The organism is Roseimicrobium gellanilyticum (genome assembly GCF_003315205.1).
Lineage (GTDB): Bacteria > Verrucomicrobiota > Verrucomicrobiia > Verrucomicrobiales > Verrucomicrobiaceae > Roseimicrobium > Roseimicrobium gellanilyticum.
This window is the reverse complement of the sequence record NZ_QNRR01000022.1, coordinates 1-18,345: the sequence shown is the minus strand read 5'-3', so window position 1 is coordinate 18,345 and position 18,345 is coordinate 1. Positions and strand designations below refer to the sequence as shown.

The following is an 18,345-nucleotide window of genomic DNA, read 5'->3' as shown; positions in this document are numbered from 1 at the left end:
AAAGGTGTTGCTGCGATGTCATTGTGGGACCATGGGAGATCACTTCGGGAACAGGAAGATGACCGAGAAGCGCACGCCCCAGTCGGGCGTGCCCTCGGGACCATCGGCGTAGTACTTGGCGCCGAGCTGGAACTGGTACGGATGGCCGCCAATCTTGACCAACTGCGCCACGCTTAGATTGACAGGCACAGTCCACTGCTCGTGCTCCCAGTCATACGTGGACTCAGAATTGAGAGTGAAGGTGGTCTGCTTCTTCGTAGTGTAGGAGAGGAAGGGCTGGACGAAGGTGGAGCTGACGTCATCGCGATCGCCATCCCCTGCGACAGACCAGATGTGATTGAGCAATGCGCCAAAGGTCCAACCGTGTGCCTGCTTCAGCAGCACGGCCGTGGGTCCAAGACCAAATTTCTCGGTGCCCAGCAGGTCATCTGTGGCCGTGGGAATGAGGAAGGCGGGACCAACGCCGATGATCCAGCCGCCGGGTCCCGGATTCTTCGGGGAGAAGAAGAGGCTCTGCGTGATGTCTCCCAAGCCTGTCTGGCTGCTGCGGCCAATCATGTCCTCCTGGGAAATGAAGGGCACGATGGTGCGCGAAATCATGTTCCACTCCTCATTCAAGGTGATGGGGACCACGGGCTGGAAATTCAGCAGGTAGCGGAAGCCATCCCCCTCTGGTCCCCCACCCCACTCGAAGTTGTTTTGAAACGGCACACTGATGAGAGCCGCCACGGGATTGGAGAGCTGCTTCGCCAGCTCGGCAGCATCGTGATCCTGCGCGCGGGAGCTCATGGGGAGGCTGCCTGCTGTGAAGGCAAGCAACGAGGCAAAGAGCGTGGTGGTGGCTGATTTCATGGAGTGGGTGGGAGAGGTGTTGATGGCGAAATGTTTGGCTAGCAGGTGCGGTTGATGCGCGGGCTAGAGCAGCGGACCCGGGAGGGCTTTTTCAATGAGGACCACCTGCTGCTTGGCGAGCTCCTCCTTCAGTTTCGGCGAGGCCACGCCGGTGATGACCACGCGATGACCGGTCACCTTGGCACCGCGGTAGTTGGCCAGGCGCACGCGCTGCAGGAAGTCCGATGCTCCCTGGGTCCAGCAGGCGTAGTCCCACTCCAGGGGCACGATGAGGGTGCCATCCCGCGCAAAACAGACGGGCAGGTCATTCAGCGTGTAGATGGTGGCGATGGGTGTGGTCTTGTGCTGCAGCGCCATCAGCTGCGCGCTGCGTGTGTAGAAGAAGGCATCCGCTTCATCATCCGAAGCACGTGTGGCCGTTTGCAGGAACCACTCCGGTCCCGCCGTGCCCTTCAACTGACTGAGCGCAGTGACCAATGACAGCTGGTGCGTGGGGGAGAAGGCGCGGCTGCGCAGGAAGCCATCGATGACCGGCTCTGAGACACCCATGCCCAGCAGCGTTTTCTTGTGCATCTGCCGCAGGTCATTGGGGCTCATGTCGCGTAGCGCATTCGTGGCTACATCACTCACCTGCACGGTGGTGACCACGGTGCCCGCGCCGCCATCCACGGGAGCGAGCACTGCGGCAAGGGTCATGTTGCCTGCGTAGGCTGCCCAGGCGACGCCATTGATGGCCTTCTGGAAGACGGGATTCGACGAGTAGGGATCCACACCGAGACGCGCGGCGAGATCGCGCTTGGACTTGGAGAAGCCGATGGCACTCTCCATGGTGTTGTCCTCATAGGGACTGGTCTCACGCCCCTCCACCTTCTCCTTCACGGCAGCGCCGGTGCGATGGAGGAACTTGAAGATGCCCTTCGGCACGCCTTCGATGGTGTTCACCGGGTCCGTAGCGAGGTTCTTGGCAAAGGTCACCGGGCTCTTCGCGGCGCGCTCGAGGGCTTTCGCATATTCATCCGACTTGGATACAGACTGCAGCTTTGCGATGGCGTTGATCTCCGCGACTCGCGCCATGAGCTCCGCATTCCCCTCCGCATAGAAGACTCCGAACTGCGAATCGATGGTGTAGCTGTTGCGTCCCGCATACGTGCTTACCTGAGGACGCACCGTGTGGTAGGCACCCCGGTGATACTGCGGTTGCAGAATGGCAGGGGCCACCAGCACCGGCGGAGTTTCGAACTTCCCTACAGGCACTGGGGCCGTTGCTGCCGCTGCCTGCCCAGTGGGGTCGGTCGCCTGGTAAGGCTGGGGCGCGGCAGGCGTCGGAGTGGGAGCCGGGGCCGGAGCCTGAGCCACGACATGGCCGGCCCCGTGCCATGCCATGAGCAGACACGAGGCGGCGAAGGTGAGGGTCCGTTTCATGGTGTGGTGTGATGGCTTTGTTTACACCGACGTCAGATCTTCACCGTGATGTAGGAGGTGGCCCCATTCATGAAGACCGGCTGGTAGGTGGTTCCCTGGAAGTTGAAGTAGGTCTGGCCATTGATGACCGTGGCTTGTGCTCCGGGAGGGAGTGAGGGCACAACGACACCAATGGGCACGGGAGCCACGATGAAGGCCGTGCCCTGCTGCTGGTAGTACACGCCGCTGTTGTAGAAGAAGCTCTGGTTCCCCAGCACCACTGACACGGCACCTGGCGGCAGCGTGGCAATCACCGCGCCCATGGGAGCAGCGACCGTCACATACCCCCCGCTCGGTGCGGGCCGGTAGTACACCCCGGCGTCGTAGTAGTAGGGCTGATTCGCCACCACCACAGTCGTGTGTGTGGGAGGCAGGGCATGCACCATGGCGCCGACCGCGAGTGTGGTCGCGGCACCCACGGCCACACCACCCCAGAAGTGATCGTGATTATGGACGTCGATATCCACATCCCGATGGATGTCGCGGTGCACGTCCCAGCTGCCACCATGTCCATGCACATCCACATCGCGATGGAAGCTGCGGTTCACATCCACATGTCCCCCACCGCCCCATCCGTGGGCATCGATGTGCGCGGAGCGGTGAATGCTGCCGCTACGATGCCAGTCTGCCTGCAGTGATTGCTGTGGCAGCCATGTGGTGAGTAGAGCCGCCATGATGGTCACACCGGTGCCTCTCGCGATTCGTTGATTGGTCTTCATAGGTTGTGGGGGTGAAATTAGTTGCCGGACTTCACTTCAGTGGCGGGGGCCTTCTGCTCTCCGGGCGTGTCTGTGGACGCCATGAACTTGATGGCCTCGGCACCCTTGGGCGCCTCGAACTCGAAGACGTAATCCGGCAGCTTCGTGCCCATGTCCCAGTTCGAGATGAAGGCGGTGATCTGCGGCGAGCCCTCTTCAAACTTGAGGGTGATCACCACCTTGCGTAGGAGAGGTTTCGGCCCGTCCTCCACCCATGCCTGCCAGTCGATGGCCCTGTGTTCGAAAGCCACGTGATGGCAGACCTTTCCAAGAATTTTCTCCTTGCCGAGATAAGCGCTGTTCTTCGCGCTCGACGCGGGCTCGCTCAGTGGCTTGGAGAGCACGAGGTCATCTAGTGGGAAGGCGATACCCAGAGCTTTTTCCACCTGATCCACCATCGCGTCGATCTTGTCCGCCGCAGGAGCAGTCGCGTAGTAGTTCTCCTTGTGGTCAAAGAGGGTGACGTTCTTGCCGTCATACCAGAAGGAGCGCCTGGGTACGGTGGTGGAAACTTCGATCTGCAACCGGTCTGGACGGCGCAGCTTGATCTCGAGCTGTTTGGTGTACTGCAGCTTCGATTTCTTTCCATACACCACATCGTGACTCACCTCGACAGTAGCCTGATACTGCTTGGCCTTGGCAAGATAGTCTGCCGCACGATTGATGATGCCCAGGGCCTTGGGGTCCGGTTTGCCCACGGCCTGGCCCTCAACCTTGAGCTGAGATTTCGGAGCACTCGCAGGTTCTTTTGTTTCTTGTCCGTGAAGGTTGAGAGAGAGATATGCCACCGCGCAGAGGCACGCGGCCAGCCTGGAAGGTTTTGTGTTCATGAGATGAAGGGGCAGTGAGGATGTCCGCGTGATCACACGTGGATGCTTGGTGTGGCCGGAATGGAGGGACCCTTGTCCTGCCTCCATTCCGGCCCTGGGGGGACGGTTCGTGACCGGTGTCGCAGCACCGGGGATGGTAAATTCAGAAGGTGTAAGAAAGTCCGACAAAGGGACCGTGGGAGATGGTATCGAGGATGAACTGGTCCTTGTCATAGTCGACGCCCAGCGCGCGATAGCCGATGACGGTGGAGAGATTGGGAGTGAAGCGATAGCCAACGCCCAGCAGCGCCTGCCAGGTGAGCTCCGACTCCGCTCCGAAGCCGCCGATGTCGCCCATGGCCTGCATGAAGCACTTGTCGCTGAAGTCATGGATGATGCGCGCGCCCACAATGGGATCGATCCAGTCTTCCTCGATGCCGAAGTGACGGCCCGGCCCGAGGTTGGTATCGACATCGATATCCACCTCCAGATACATCCAGCGACCACCGGCGAAGACATCAAGGCGTGTGGTGTCATTCTTCACCAGCGCATACTGGATGCGGGCAGTGATGAGCCACTGCTCCTGCTCGAAGCCCACCTTGCCAAAGAAGGGCCCGCGCTCGACAGAGGCGTCATCCTTCAGCTTTCCCCAGACGACATCGATGCCCACGCTCCATCGGTTGTAACCTGCCTCTAGGTAGGTCATGAAGGAACCGTCGAATTCATCAATGAGGTCATTGAGGCTCGTGTCAGCACTGACCGTGATGGGTCCAATACCCGTGTCACCGTTCACGGCAGCGAGCCATCCGTAGGCAGCCATCGTGAAGTACCAGGGATTTTCCGGCGGCTCAGAAGGAACGACAACGGACTTGCTGGATGGCGCAGGTGTACCCGCAAAGAGGCCCGTCGCTCCCATGACAGCGGCTATGGCAATAGTGTGGATGATTCCAGGAACTCGTGTTTTCATGCGATGCGTTTGGTGTTGAGTGAGATGATGGAAAAGGTGCCGGCTGCCGGATCTGCTGAGGTTCCCTATGGCGATCTACCCGTGGCTTCGGGCAGGGCTGCGCCTCTGATGGCCGCGACAAACTCCCTGCCGGAAAAGGGTTTCGTAAAAAGCGCGGACGCACGTGCCATGGCAGGGTGCGATTGCCGCGCCTCATCATCATGCGCTGTCATGAGGATGAATGGAGTGAGGTCGCCGGATTGATGGAGCCTCTCCGCGAGGTCGAGCCCGGACATGCCGGTCAATCGGATATCAAATACATAGCAGCAGAATTGCTCTGTCGGAGATGCCTCAAGGAAGGACTCTGCATTGGCAAAAGAGATCGCTGGATACCCCGCCGCGCCAAGCAAACGTTCGACCGCCTGGCTCATACCTGGGTCATCTTCCACAATGACGATGCGGTGTGCGGTGGCCATCATGCGCTGGGGGTGAGGGACCCAGATATAGCCACCCGCGCACCGTTTAGGTATTGTACCTTGGTTCTAGGCCGCCCTGTACCTTGGTACAGGGTCCCCTAAACCAAACGGCTACTCTGTAACATAGCCCGCAGCCCGCAAAGTATCCGCCATGTGCACCAGATCCGCCAGGGACGTGGCCTGCATCTTCGTCATGACTTGCGAGCGATGAGCCTTCACGGTGCGCTCTACCGTGCCCAGATCGGCTGCGATCTGCTTGTTCAGCTTGCCAGACACCACGCCGACAAAGACCTGATGCTCCCGCTCCGTGAGGCTGCGAAGACGGTTGCGATATTCATCCATGGAGCGCCGCGAGTGAGTTTCACTGGTCTGCTTTGCAAGCGCTCCCTTGATGGCATGCAGCAAAGCCTTGCTCTCCACCGGCTTGGTCAGGAAGTCCACCGCGCCCTGTTTCATGGCCTGCACGCTCATGGGGATGTCTCCATGAGCCGTCAGGAAGATGATGGGCAGGGCATCACGATCATTTTGTAATGCGGCCTGCAATTCCAGGCCACTGGGTCCCGGCATGCGCACATCGAGCAGCAGGCAGCCATTCATGCCTGGCTTCCGGCGCAGCAAGTACTCACCCGCGGAAGCATACGACTGCACATGATAACCCGCCGCGCGCAACAGCCGCGTCATCGCCATGCGCAGGGATTCATCATCATCTACCACATGCACCGTGGAGACTTCTTCTTCATCCAGGGTATCCACAGTGCAAGTCGTCATGAGGACCTCCCGATGGTGGCGTTTCGTGTTCCGGCTCCATTTCCATTCCCGCTGGGCAACGTGAAAGTGAACATTGCCCCACCTTCGGCGAGGTTCCGCGCCGCTATGCTTCCGCGATGGGCTTCGATAATCGAACGCGCCATGGCCAGTCCTAACCCCATTCCCTCCACTTTGGTTGTGAAGAAGGACTCAAATATCTGGGGCAGCCGGTCTTCGGGTATGCCGTGCCCGTGGTCACGCACGGAGACGGAGACCCCATGCGGCCCCTCGCGCCACGTGCGTACGTCGACGATAGGGATGGTGGTGCCGTTGCTCTTCATGGCATCCATGGCATTCACAATCAGATTGATGAGCACCTGCTGAAGATGCACCCGGTCCGCCGATATTTCGGGCTCGTCCGCAGCCAGATCACCATGCAGTATGATGCCGCGTCGCTGCGCGTCTGTCGACAAAAGCTTCAGCACATCCAGCACCACTTCATTCACCTGCACGGGCAGGAGCCGCAGGGGCGCACGTCGCACCAGCGTGCGGATATGGCGGATGACCTGGCTTGCCCTGAGATCATCTTTGCGAATGTCCGCCAGGATTTGCCGGATGTCATCCAGGGGCGGATTCTCCGTCTCCATGAGCATTTCCGCGGCCTCAGCATTGCTCAGGATTGCACCAAGTGGCTGATTGATTTCGTGCGCGATGGAGGCCGTGAGTTCGCCCACCAGCGCCAGACGTGACACATGCACCATGGACTGCCGCATCTCCTCCACCCTCCGTTGATCGGTGACGTCATGGAAGATCGCGATGTAGCATGCCTCATCATGGATGGAGATGGTCTCCAATGAGAGAATGGCGACGACCTCCCTCTCTGTGCGTGTGCGGAGCGTGATCTCGTGGTTCCTGAGTGAGCCGACGGTATCCACGAGCGAGCCAAGACGAAGGCGCTCCTTTTCACTGCGATAGATGCCCAGCTCCTCTGGCAGGTGTCCAGCCGCCTCCGCATAGGTATAGCCAAACTGACGTTCCCAGCTTTCGTTCACGTCGAGGATGGTCTCATCCCTGGCCCGGAAGATCACCATGGCACTGGGACTGGCGTGGAACGCCTTGGAGAATCGCTCTTCTGAAAGGCGAAGCTCCATCTCCGCGCGATGGCGGGAGACCGACGACGAGAGTACGTCCCCTAGCGCATGGAGCTGGGAGATGACCGTATCACTCCACTCGCGGTATGCGACCCCAGTACAGAATGATACCCCATGCGTGGTCCCATCCGTGGAGTGCAGGGGGATGATGAGCGCGGACTTGATGTTCTTCACCCGCACGTAGTCCTGCTCCTCCCGGGCGTCGGCGGGCAGATCCTGCAAGGCATGGGCCAGGGGAATCGCTTTGCGGTACTGGAACTGCGCGCATAGCCAGGGCATTGGTATCTCTGCCTCCCTACGGGCAATGGCCTCGCGCACGGCAGCGTCCGTGTGATACAGGATGCGGACCACCTGGGTGTCACGCACATGCTCGAACAACATGCAGGATTGGAATTCCATCATCACGCGCACCTTCTCCAGCGCGTGGCAGATGGCGTTGTCCAGCGTTTCCACGGACGCCTCGACGAGATCCCCTGAGATCTCCGTGAGGATTTGCTCGAAGCGCAGTCGCTCGCCCTGCTCGCGTGCCAGCCTCTTGCGCCGGCGATTCGCCACCAGCAAACCCACGATCAATCCCGTCTGGGTAAGAACGATGACCAGAGAGGCCAGGGCCATGTTTCGAGGCATGCCCAGCAGGGTGGACTCACGGGGCACACCTCCCCCATGAGCTGCAGCGGGAGAGGCCCCGGACGCGGGCATAGCGGTGGCCAGCAACAGGCCGCAGCCTGCGAGAGAAACAGCGGTTCGGTGCCATTTCCTTTTCTTTACTCCACATCCCAGGGAAGAAACGCGGAGGATGCTGGAAACTCCTCGCATAGTGTTGAGGTCAAGATGCTTGGACAGATTGCGCTGAAGTATGCACTAACCAGCAGAAATGACCAATCTTGCTTTCGCGGATGGAGTATTTGAATAAATTCTCTACATTTCCCGGCCATGCCTTAGCAGAGTCCTAAGCATTATTGCTTATGCATTCTGTTTATCGATTGCGAAAATAATAGAGACTAGATTTACGGGAAACCTGTTTCGCCATGTCATCGCCCACCAGCGACTCGCGCGGGCACCCAGAAGACCCACCGCTGCGGAGCCTCATTTCCAATCGCGAAGCGCAATTCCATGAGACCGGGACGCTGCGGACGTCCCAGAGCATTCACAGCTTCCTGGACGTCTTGGGGAATACTGGGTGGCGGCGCAGGCGCATCCGCACCGGGAGCCTGAGGCCCCTGGGGACGGCCGGGGTTTGCATTCTTGGCCAGCTCGCGCATCGCAGTGAGGGGCATGCGCTCATTCCACACGGTCTGCCACTGAAGCGTGGTGGGGTTGAAGACCAGCCACTCCAGCATGCGCACATTCTCCAGCAGTACGAGGCGCGTGCCCACCGTGCTCTCCCCCATCTCCCACGCGAGCACCTGGTCCTCTGGAATCGACCGCACCACGAGACGGAGATAGCCTTCCGAAGTGACCTCCGTCTCCAGCACGGTAAATGGTCCTGCTGATGCAGAGAGCGGCGAGGGGGCATCTGCCAGGGCCAACTGCGTAGTATACAGTCCCCCATCCTGTCGCGTCCGCAGTCGCAGCATGGCATCCGCTGGCAGGCTGCGGAGACTGCGGGCACACAGCTCAACAAAGGCATGCGTGCGCGATTCCCGCTGCTGGGAAGTGGTGAGATCGTGAGTGAGAATCGTCACCGCATTCACAATGCCGAACACGGCACTGATCAGCATGGACGTGATGAGCAGCACCATGATCATCTCCAGCAAGGTAAAACCATTCCCGCTGCGACGGGAAGCAAGCCTCCGCCTCATGGGACCAGCGTTGGATGCAGTCGCGTTCATGGTGCCTGCATCAGGTTGGGCGGACGGAACATGAGCGGATAAGCCCACGTCTCCGCGATCGCACTCTGCTCACGGCCTCCCTCCATCCAGAGCGCTTTCACCTGGACCAGATAGAGTCCCTGCAGGAGCTGGCCATCCTGATTCTTCAGCTCGATTGGCTCTCGCTTGATGATGTAGGTGAAGCCGTGTTCACGCACGGTCCGCTCCGTGCCAGCCTGCGCTCGCGTATCCACCGACCACATGGGATCGCGGGTGGCTTCCAGCAGCATGTTATCCAGGCGCATCTGGATGTTTCCCCTGGCACGCGCATCCAGCGAGATGCGTCCGCTGGAATTGATGGCCTCCATCAACGCCACGGCTGCCATGCCAAAGATGAACACGGCAAGCATCGCCTCCAGCAGGGTGAAACCAGCCCTGAGATCATGCCTGGGGTGAGATGCGCCGCGCGTGTTCATCATGGCAGCAGCTTCATTGCACAACCATGCGCTCCTCTTTCGCCGCACCGGTGAGCGGGTCGAGGGTCACCTCAAACCACGATTGCCCGCGCTGAAAACGCGCAGTGAGCGGCTCACACAAACCGCTGGGGGAAACGATGAGCCGCTGCCCCTCCGCGGGAGCAAACTTGTCCGAACCAAACCTGCGTAACATGAGCGACATGCCGGGTGGCAGCGTGAAGCGCTTCACGCGCATGACCGCACCAGCAGATTCACGGCGCATGCGCAGAGGCATCACCATGCCTGCACTGTCGAAGATCAAAACCTGGGGACGCTCGTACAGGGTCGCCCGTCGGACAGCTTCCGCAGTGAGGTCCTTGAACTCCAGCACCGGCTTGCGCAGTTCCCCCTCCTGCACCACACCATCAAAACTCATCACTCCGAGGCCGACCACGAACGAGATGATGACCAGCACGACCACCAGCTCCAGCAAGGTGAAGCCACCCGCCCGCGAAACCGCGCCAGGCGGCGGTTCAGGCCTCAGGCGGAGGAAGTGCATGATACCGGTGGCAGGTTACCAGTTCCCAAGGTCGTCCTTGGTTCCGTCAACGCCATCCTCACCAAGGGAATACACATCGACACCCGAAGAGTTGTGCTTGCCCGGATTGCGGTAAGCCAGCTTTCTTCTCCACGCATCGTAGAGCGAATCAGACTTCACCAGAGGCTTCCACATGCGCGGCAGGGGCTCCACGGTCGGTTGGGTGGCCAGGGCATCCAATCCCTGCTGCTGGGTCGGATACCAGCCGTTGTTCGTCCGGTAAGCCATGAGGCTGGCTTCCATGTTCTGAATTTTCGTCTTGGTCGTCGTGACCTCTGCGCTGTTGGCGAAACTTTGGAACGTCACAGCCACGCCACCCATGATCAGTGCGATGATCAGGAGCACCAGCATCATCTCCATGAGGGTAAAGCCGGCACTGCGCATCCGTGCTTGCGGGGCATTTGGAGAAATTTTCATGGCAGTGAGTCTAGGGAGTTTCCGTGATGGGAGCAAGGAGGAAGCAAGTGACGGTAAGGACATAAAATGCCCTTTGAATCCATCCCGGTCTAGCGGCTCTGGATTTGCTGGAGGGTGGAGAACACAATATTGATCATCATCCACACCATGCCGCCCACCAGTACGGCCATGACCAGCATGAGCACGGGCTGCAGCAACGCGGTGGCATGCTCAATCGTCTTCGTGAGCTGACGGTCAAAGCGTTCTGCCGCCTTCTCCAGCGCGTCCGCCATTTCCCCCGTCTGCTCGCCCACGCGCACCATGTCGATGACCAGAGGCCGCAGCACACCCGCCCGCTCCAGGGCCCGGCTGAGTGAGCCCCCGTCATGCACGGCCGTCTCCACCGCCTCCAGCTGCTCCCGCAGGTAGAGGTTGACGGTTGCCTTTCGCACCAGCTCCAATGCGCGGTGCAAGGGGAGGCCATTCTTCAGCAGGTTGCCCAGTGTCTCCAGGAACTGCACCTCAAACCGCGTGCGCAACACCGGCCCGTACATGGGCAGGTCCAGCATCTTGCGGTGCCACCAGGCCATTCGGCCCTTGTCCTGAAACAGAACATGCACGGAGATGACCACAAGGATCACCGCCGCAATGAGGAGCCACCACCACGACTTGATGAAGCCACTCATCGCCATGAGCCACTGCGCCATCGTGGGCAGTTCCTTCCCTGTGCTCTCCACCAGCGCTGCCATCTTCGGCAGGAGGAAGGTCACCATGGTCACGGACAAGGCAATGCCCGAGATGATGATGAAGGCCGGATAGATCAACGCTCCGGTCACCTTGGCCCGGAGTTGCTCAAGCTGGTTCAGGTGACGCGCCTGGCGGTTGAGAATGGAACCCAGCGCACCGCCCGCCTCCCCGGCGGAGACGAGATTGCAGTACAACTCATCAAAGGACGGGCTCACCTGATGCAGCGCCGCGGACAGGGGCAGCCCGTCCCGCACGCGCTCACGTACTGAGGTAGCGAGCTGGCGCAGCACAGGCACGCTGCGGTTCTCCATGGCATGCAGAGCCTGCTCCAGTTGCAGGCCCGCCGTGAGGAGATCGCACAGTTCTTCGGTGAATTGGATCACCTGCGAGCGGCTCAGCTTGAGAGGGCCGGTGATCACGGATTTGGCGGCGCTGGCCTTCCCGGAGACCGGCGCCTTCGATGCGGAAACCGCCGCTTTGGTCTTCGCGGAAGTCTCGCCCGCACCCTTGCTATTCTTCTCCTTCGCCGCCCCGGAGGCTGCGACGGGTTTACCACCTTCCGCGCTCAGGGAAAAAGGCTGCAAGCCCCGGCGCGCCAGCTTCCTCACGGCCTCGCCACGATCCGCCGCCTCCAGCGTGCCAGCGCTGCGCTGACCGGAGGTGCTCATGGCTTCGTAACGGAAGGCAGGCATGCGGATGCGATATGGACCAACTTCTACAACTCAGGCGTGGGAACAGAAAGGTCAATCCATGAAATCCTCACTCGTCACGCGCATGACCTCCTCCACCGTGGTGGAGCCGTCCAGCACCTTGCGCCAGCCATACTCGCGCATGGAGATGAAGCCATCCCGCCGCGCCTGGCGGGTGAGCTCATTTGCGCTCGCCTTCCTGCTGATGAGATCCTGCAATGCAGCGGTGACCATCGCGATTTCATAGATGGCCATGCGTCCGTAGTGCCCGGTACCACGGCAGGACTGGCAACCGGTGGCACTCGCAGTGAAGAGCGTCTTGCCCAGCCCCTCATGGAAGCCGCAGGACTTCAGCTGCTCATCACTGTAGTGCGCCGGCTTCCGGCAGTGCGGACAGAGGGAACGTACCAGGCGCTGGGCGAGGAATGCACGCACGGAGGACGCCACGAGGAAGGGCTCCACGCCCATTTCCACCAGACGGGTGATGCCACCCACCGCATCATTTGTGTGCAACGTGGAGAAGACCAGGTGACCCGTGAGCGAGGCGCGCACGGCAATTTCCGCCGTCTCCAGGTCGCGAATTTCCCCCACCATCACCACGTTCGGGTCGCCACGCAGGATGCTGCGCAGGCCGCTGGCGAAGGTAAGATTGATCTCCGGCTTCACCGCGATCTGCACGACGCCCGGCAGCTTGTTTTCCACCGGGTCCTCGATGGTCACGATGCGGCGCTGCACGCTGTTCAACCGCGAGAGGAAGGTATACAGCGTGGTGCTCTTGCCGCTTCCCGTGGGACCGGTGACGAGCACGATGCCGTTCGGCTTGGCCAGCAGGCTCTCCACCTTCTCGCGATAATCCGCGGTGAGGCCCAGCTTCTCCAGCGTGAACTTTTCCTGGCCCAGCAAGCGCAGGCTGATGCTCTCCCCTTCCACGCTCGGGATGCAGGCCACGCGCACGTCGATGTTCTGCCCTTCGAGCTTGAGATTGATACGGCCGTCCTGCGGCAGGCGTTTCTCCGCGATGTCCAGCTTCGCCATCACCTTGATGCGCGCCAGCACGGAGGCCTGCAGGGCCTTGATGTTTTCCGGCACGGGCGTCTCATGCAGCACACCATCAATGCGGTAGCGGATGCGCAGGTTGTCGTGCAGGGGCTCCACGTGGATGTCCGTCGCGCGCTGGGCCAGCGCCTCGCGGATGATCTGGTTCACAAACTTCAGCACGGAAGCCTCGGCGTCGCTCTCGTCGATGATGTTCGCCTCGTCGCGCAGGTGGGCATCATCCAAGTCCTGGTCGCGGGACTTCATCAAGTCCTCGAACGTATCCGCGCCCACGCCGTAGAAGCTCTGCAGCGCGCGCAGCAGCTCATCGCGCGGCGCCAGCGTCCAGCGCACCGGCACATTCACCGTGCGAGCCACGGCCTGGCGCGCCATGAGGTCGAAGGGGTCATAGCACGCAATCACCAACGAGCGCTTGCTGGTCTTTTCCTTCTGCTCCGCTTCCTTCACCTCGCCCTCGCCAGGTGCGCCGTTTGCGGCCTCGGTGACGGGAGGGGAAACAAACGCCAGCGGGAGAAGGCGATGCCGCAGGGCGAGGCGCGGTGGGCACTCCTTCTTCAGCTCGGCCGCTTCGTCCATGTCCGGCTGCAACTCCGTCTGCCACGGCCAGTGCAACTCATGCGCGAGCGCCCTCAGAAATTCCAACTCGCCCAGGGAAGCCTTCTCCAAGACGGCGTCCACCACGGGCTGACCGCTCACGGACGCCTCACGGGCTGCGGCTTTCACCAAATCAAGGTCCTGACTCCCGGCAAGGGTGGCAGCAGCGAGCAGGGCATTCATTGGCGCGACAATAGCACAGGTCTACGCATCGACGAACTCGCCGCAACTCTACTCGGTGCTCTCCACTTCCTCCTCTTCCTCGTCATCATCATCGTCGTCGCCATCATCGCCGCTGACCGGACGATAACCTTCGCGCTCCAGCTCCAGTTTCAGATGCTCCACCGTTTGCGCCAGTGTCAGGCCATCGTCATTTACCCGATTTGTCTCCTTCTCATCGAGCGTGATCTTCACATCTGCGGTCCCGCCATTGCCGATGCTCCCATCCCGGGCCTCTGTCTCAGCATCGCTCTCATCATCCGCGCTGACCAGTGTGCCGTGCAGGGCCTTCGCGACCCGCGCCGTGATGGTCGAGGCCGGGCTGCTGATTTTCACCGTGTGATTGATGTCCCCCAGCGCTACCAGCGCCCCTTCCGCAGCGCCCAACCCGGTGCTCGCGGAAATCACTGCCTTCTTGTCCCCGCTCCCGCTCACCGCGGTGAAGAGCCGCCCACCTCCGGACGACTCCAGGTACTGGCGCCCGTCCTCCTTCGTCGTCAGCAGGAACGTCGCATCCCCACCCAGCAACGGCGCCACCACATACCCGCCCTCGAACGTGTGGAAATTGATGCCCTTCGCATCGCTCGTGTCGAACTTGTACACCAGCACCTGCCCCTGCGCCGCGGAAGCACACAGCAACACAGCCAGCAGTAAAATGCACGAAGCGATGGGGTTAAAACGACACGACATGCCCGCGAGTCTAGGGACCCGGGAGGACCCTGTCAACGAACGCAGGTTGAAGAATCCGTGATGCACGAGGAGTTGAAGGAAAGCTCAGGGGGAGGGCTACGCCTCGATGCGTGCTAGGCACACGATGTACCGCTGTGGGTGCTTGAGGGTGATGTGGGCCTGGAAAACTTAAAGATCGGCCAAACGAACTATCGATTGGGGAGCTGCTCTTGAGTGACTATACACCCATGAGGATGTACAAGACAACCGAAAAAAGATTCGTGATGGCATCCATCAAGCAGGACGGGGCGCACGGAGGACGCGAAGGCCCTGCCAGGCGGACTCGCCGCCTCGAGGGAGGCGGGCGCCGTTTTTGCGCTCGGGAGCAAATCGCCAGCGTTGGGCCTCAAAGAGTGATTCGATGAAGGCTTTGGTGCCCAAAGCTCCTCCGCGGGTCATGTAGCTGAGACGGCAGTGCAGCAGTTCGTTCAGGCTTGGTTTGCCACCTCGCTTCAGGCCTTTTTCCACGGCCTTCCGGCTCATGCCTTTGCGCAGCACCTTCCCGGTGCGCGGGTCTTGGATTTCCTCAGCCTTGCCGAAGAGCCAGACGCGGTATCGGGACAGCCAGGCATCGCCGCGCAGGCCCTGCTCCTGCCCGCGATCCACGGTGGCGATGATGGACTTGAGACCCGCGCGTGCCGCCTTGTTCCCGCCCATGGCGGCCCCGTAGCTGCTCCAGTGGTAACGGGAGGGGTCCTTGACCAATCCGGCGCGCACGGGATTGAGGTCGATGTAGGCGGCCATGGTGGCCAGGGCGCTGCCGCTCTCCACCAGCACACTGCGGAAGCGGTCCTCCCAGAGGGTGCCTTTGCGTCCGTGGAGCTTGTTGAACTGCTGGGTGAAGCGCTGTTTGAGCGTCTTCATGAAGGCGCTGATGTCCCACAATCTTGCGAACCAGCTTTCGAGGTGCTTTTGCGCCACCGCCTCGCCAGCCTGCTGACGCAGTTGTCGGAGGTTTTCGGCGAGCAGGGCAGCGGTGTTCTTGCCGTAGCAGGACTGCACATGCCCGATGAGCAAGGCTTCCGAGGGCATCACCTGCGGCCGGGCCGGGACTTCCACCAGAAGATGGAAGTGATTGCTCATCAAGCAGTACGCCGAGACGCGGACCTGGCAAAAGTGCGCATAAAAGCGCATGAGCTTGAGGAAGATTTCTTTCTCGACCTCACCCAAGACAAAGCGCCGGTCCACGACGCGGGAGATGCAGTGGTAGTGAGCTGCCGTAGCCCCCGGCAGCGCCTTGAGACGGGCCAAGCGCATGGGTAGATGATGACGATGGGGCAAGATGGTGCAACAGTTTTTTAACAAAGGGACAGACACTTTGTATTTCGATGCTCCAGAGGTTGGCTGCGGCTGGGCGAGGGACGAGCCGGGCCGCAGGGGGGGCGGAGCGTTGCGCCGTGGGGGTTGGCAGGATGCGTGACAGACGGGCGCGGTGGGGAGCTTGGCGGGGGGCCGGCTGGCGCGCAGCGTGCCTCGGGTCGGCGGCGCGAAGGAGCCCCGCGGCTGGAGCGCCTCACCGCGGCACAGCGAGGCACGAGCGACGCCGCCACACGCAGGGAGGGAGGTAACTTTCCACAACGTCGGTGTAGTGTAAAACGGCTGGCGGCCCGGCGGCGGGCGCAGGCGGTGGGGGGCAGCCGTTTTGCACTACTACGCGTTGTGGAGAGTTTACCGGTGGGCGGGCGCGGAGCCGCCGAGCTTGGCGAGGCGCTAGGGTTGCGCGGCGGGCGAAGCAGGGCGCGGAGCTTGGGGCGTTGCAAGCCGAGCGGGGTTTCCACCGCGCGCAGTACGCAACGCCTGCTCGGGCTTCACGTGACCTCCCGGGCGCGGGATGGCTTGAAGACTAACTATGCCCAGATGGTTAGATACGGCGTGGAAAAACACGTGTGCGCCGCAACAGTCCCGGTGTTCAGTCAGACGCAGGCGACCTTTGCTCTGGTAGACGGCTGCAGGGGTCTGGAGATCCGGTGAGTCGACAAGTGTGATACTTCAAGCGCCGACTCACTGCCCCTCCAGGGTCTCCCGTAATTTTTCGAGCGTTCATAGCCGAGAAGACATCTGTGTTTTATTTTTCCAAATGGGTTGGCAAGGCCAATGCCATTGGTTGGCTTGCGCGTTCATTTTTTATATCCAACTACTTGCCATCCTAAGAAGTGAATCACATCATCTGCAGCGGACCAAGCATGCCCTCGAACGTATGACGACGAATCTTGAAGGCCGTTTTCAATGATCGTTCTTGCTTTCGAATCTAGTGATCTGGCTCGCCTTGCCAGATGACCTAGGCCGAGGATTGCGTTACCGCGAACCTCTTCATCCAGATGAGCGCTTAAGTTCAGACAAACCTGCTCAAGAAACGGCAAATCTTCACCCACTAGCGCCGCCGAAACTAAATACTCGCGGAGCAGTTTTATATCATTGGAAGCGACAGCTGACTCTAGGTCTTCACGCGCAACGTTACGAGATTCGATATAGCGATTAGTCATCCGAGAACCCCCATGTTTTTGGGTCTAATTTAATTTCACCTTTCTTACTTACTGAAACTCCATAGTCCGACAATGCTTTTTGCATTGGGGATGAAAGCTCGTCCCAAGTTCTCACATGTCCATGATATTCTCCGCCAACCGTGCGCCCACCTCTTGTTACATTCTGAGTACGGTCAAATACCACGAGTTGATTGTGGGCGGTGTCAACTCCGATTCGTCGCGTGGTGTTTTCTGACACAGGAAATGAAAAATCCAACGCCCCCTGACCGTCCGCTGGAGCAGGGTTGATTTTGGCTCCTCCTGCCGTCCTAGCCGCTCCTGTATGCTTTGGAGACGCAACATAGTATCTGTTTGCGGCAAATGCCTCGTCAAACATGTGCGCGGCCCCAATTCCCCTTGTAGCGGTGCGCCTGACTAGCTTCGAGGTCTTGGATATTCCACTTAAGGCCCCTCCCAGGACGGCCGCGGCGCCGTCAGACTTAAATTTGCCAAAGTTGTTTCCCTGCTCAAAGATCCAAGAATGAAATGGATTACTGTCGTCAATATCATCTGGATTGATTCGATATGGCAGGCGATTTAGACCATAAAGATTTTCTCTTACGAAGTTTGTGAAAGCGATGGCCTGATTGACATTCCTCGACGCACTGTCGATTGCCTGAATTCGAGCCGAGACTCTTTCGACCTCGGACATGACGTTCTGCACGTGCAATCTATATTCGTTCCCATCCATTCCGTCGGTATCGGACAGCTTGGCAATGAAGTGTTCCTTTTGTTTGGCCAGCTCACTGCGGGTAGCTAATCCATCAGGATCCCAACTCGTCCACGGATTCTGCCTGACATACGCATACAAGTTTGGTCCATCCACAAAGCCTGCGGGGTCTTTGCTCAGCCACACATCAGTCTCCAGGTCCCGATAGCGGTACCCTTCGTTGAGCAAACCGGTGGGGTCTTCTTCCTTGGTGTTGGCGCGCTGACGGTCGGCGTTGGTGCCGGTTTCCATGGGGCGCTTGCCGTAGGCTTCGTAGCTGGCCGTCCAGGTGAGGTCGCCGGTGCTGTCGCTCTGGGCCACCACGTCGCCGCGGCCGTTGCTCAGGTTGAACTTCGCCGTGCCGCTGCGCAGGGAGTAGAGCAGGCCGCCCACCCCGCCGCCCATGTCGGGACCGCGCTGGTATTCGACGGCGGGTTGAGTATTGAGAGTACCGAGTTGCGGGTCGGTCACTTCAAACTCAGCCACGCTGAGGCCGCCGCTGAAGGTCATGGCCACGGGATTGGCGCTGCCTTCGGTGCGGGTGATGCGACGCACGCGGTAGTCGTAAGCGTAGCTGTGCACGCTGCTGTCCGGCAGGGTCACGCTGGCCAGCATGTTCT

The 18,345-nt window shown here is 60.4% G+C and carries 18 protein-coding genes; all 18 read right to left on the bottom strand.

Features of this window, described 5'->3' with window-relative positions; all coding sequences use genetic code 11:
• Positions 1-39: 39 nt before the first annotated feature.
• A complete protein-coding gene (locus DES53_RS31630; RefSeq protein WP_113962346.1) occupies positions 40-852 on the bottom strand; it encodes a transporter in 813 nt (270 codons plus the stop codon).
• Between the two features lie 63 nt (positions 853-915).
• Positions 916-2,274, bottom strand: coding sequence for a hypothetical protein (locus DES53_RS31625; protein WP_113962345.1), 1,359 nt, complete (start codon positions 2,272-2,274; stop codon positions 916-918).
• 32 nt (positions 2,275-2,306) lie between these two features.
• Positions 2,307-3,032, bottom strand: a complete 726-nt coding sequence (locus DES53_RS31620; RefSeq protein ID WP_113962344.1) for a DUF6515 family protein — start codon at positions 3,030-3,032, stop codon at positions 2,307-2,309.
• A gap of 17 nt (positions 3,033-3,049) precedes the next feature.
• Positions 3,050-3,901, bottom strand: coding sequence for a DUF2092 domain-containing protein (locus tag DES53_RS31615; RefSeq protein ID WP_170157577.1), 852 nt, complete (start codon positions 3,899-3,901; stop codon positions 3,050-3,052).
• Between the two features lie 142 nt (positions 3,902-4,043).
• A complete protein-coding gene (locus DES53_RS31610; protein WP_113962342.1) occupies positions 4,044-4,847 on the bottom strand; it encodes an outer membrane protein in 804 nt (267 codons plus the stop codon).
• A 65-nt stretch (positions 4,848-4,912) separates the two neighbouring features.
• Entirely contained in the window at positions 4,913-5,305 is a 393-nt protein-coding gene (locus DES53_RS31605; protein WP_113962341.1) for a response regulator transcription factor, read from the bottom strand.
• Between the two features lie 108 nt (positions 5,306-5,413).
• Complete coding sequence (locus tag DES53_RS31600) at positions 5,414-6,070, bottom strand: response regulator transcription factor (RefSeq protein WP_113962340.1); 657 nt, start codon at positions 6,068-6,070, stop codon at positions 5,414-5,416.
• Positions 6,067-7,854, bottom strand: a complete 1,788-nt coding sequence (locus DES53_RS31595) for a sensor histidine kinase (protein ID WP_170157576.1) — start codon at positions 7,852-7,854, stop codon at positions 6,067-6,069. The genes DES53_RS31600 and DES53_RS31595 overlap by 4 nt, the downstream gene beginning before the upstream one ends.
• A 377-nt stretch (positions 7,855-8,231) precedes the next feature.
• The gene (locus DES53_RS31590; protein WP_113962338.1) at positions 8,232-9,032 is read right to left on the bottom strand and encodes a prepilin-type N-terminal cleavage/methylation domain-containing protein; all 801 of its coding nucleotides are present in this window, start codon (positions 9,030-9,032) and stop codon (positions 8,232-8,234) included.
• Entirely contained in the window at positions 9,029-9,490 is a 462-nt protein-coding gene (locus DES53_RS31585; protein ID WP_113962337.1) for a type II secretion system protein, read from the bottom strand. The genes DES53_RS31590 and DES53_RS31585 overlap by 4 nt, the downstream gene beginning before the upstream one ends.
• Positions 9,491-9,500: 10 nt before the next feature.
• Positions 9,501-10,025, bottom strand: coding sequence for a prepilin-type N-terminal cleavage/methylation domain-containing protein (locus tag DES53_RS31580; protein WP_113962336.1), 525 nt, complete (start codon positions 10,023-10,025; stop codon positions 9,501-9,503).
• A gap of 15 nt (positions 10,026-10,040) precedes the next feature.
• Positions 10,041-10,481 (bottom strand): type II secretion system major pseudopilin GspG, encoded by a 441-nt coding sequence (gene gspG, locus DES53_RS31575; protein WP_113962335.1) that lies wholly within the window; start codon positions 10,479-10,481, stop codon positions 10,041-10,043.
• 89 nt (positions 10,482-10,570) lie between these two features.
• Positions 10,571-11,899, bottom strand: a complete 1,329-nt coding sequence (locus DES53_RS31570) for a type II secretion system F family protein (RefSeq protein WP_113962334.1) — start codon at positions 11,897-11,899, stop codon at positions 10,571-10,573.
• 51 nt (positions 11,900-11,950) lie between these two features.
• Positions 11,951-13,729 (bottom strand): GspE/PulE family protein, encoded by a 1,779-nt coding sequence (locus DES53_RS31565; RefSeq protein ID WP_113962333.1) that lies wholly within the window; start codon positions 13,727-13,729, stop codon positions 11,951-11,953.
• A gap of 48 nt (positions 13,730-13,777) precedes the next feature.
• Complete coding sequence (locus DES53_RS31560) at positions 13,778-14,455, bottom strand: hypothetical protein (RefSeq protein ID WP_147263752.1); 678 nt, start codon at positions 14,453-14,455, stop codon at positions 13,778-13,780.
• Between the two features lie 273 nt (positions 14,456-14,728).
• Entirely contained in the window at positions 14,729-15,751 is a 1,023-nt protein-coding gene (locus tag DES53_RS31555) for a transposase (protein WP_113962331.1), read from the bottom strand.
• 860 nt (positions 15,752-16,611) lie between these two features.
• The gene (locus DES53_RS32675; protein ID WP_147263751.1) at positions 16,612-16,977 is read right to left on the bottom strand and encodes a hypothetical protein; all 366 of its coding nucleotides are present in this window, start codon (positions 16,975-16,977) and stop codon (positions 16,612-16,614) included.
• Positions 16,970-18,345: RHS repeat-associated core domain-containing protein (locus DES53_RS31545; protein WP_147263750.1), on the bottom strand; the 1,376-nt coding region annotated here is incomplete at its 5' end. The genes DES53_RS32675 and DES53_RS31545, both read right to left, overlap by 8 nt.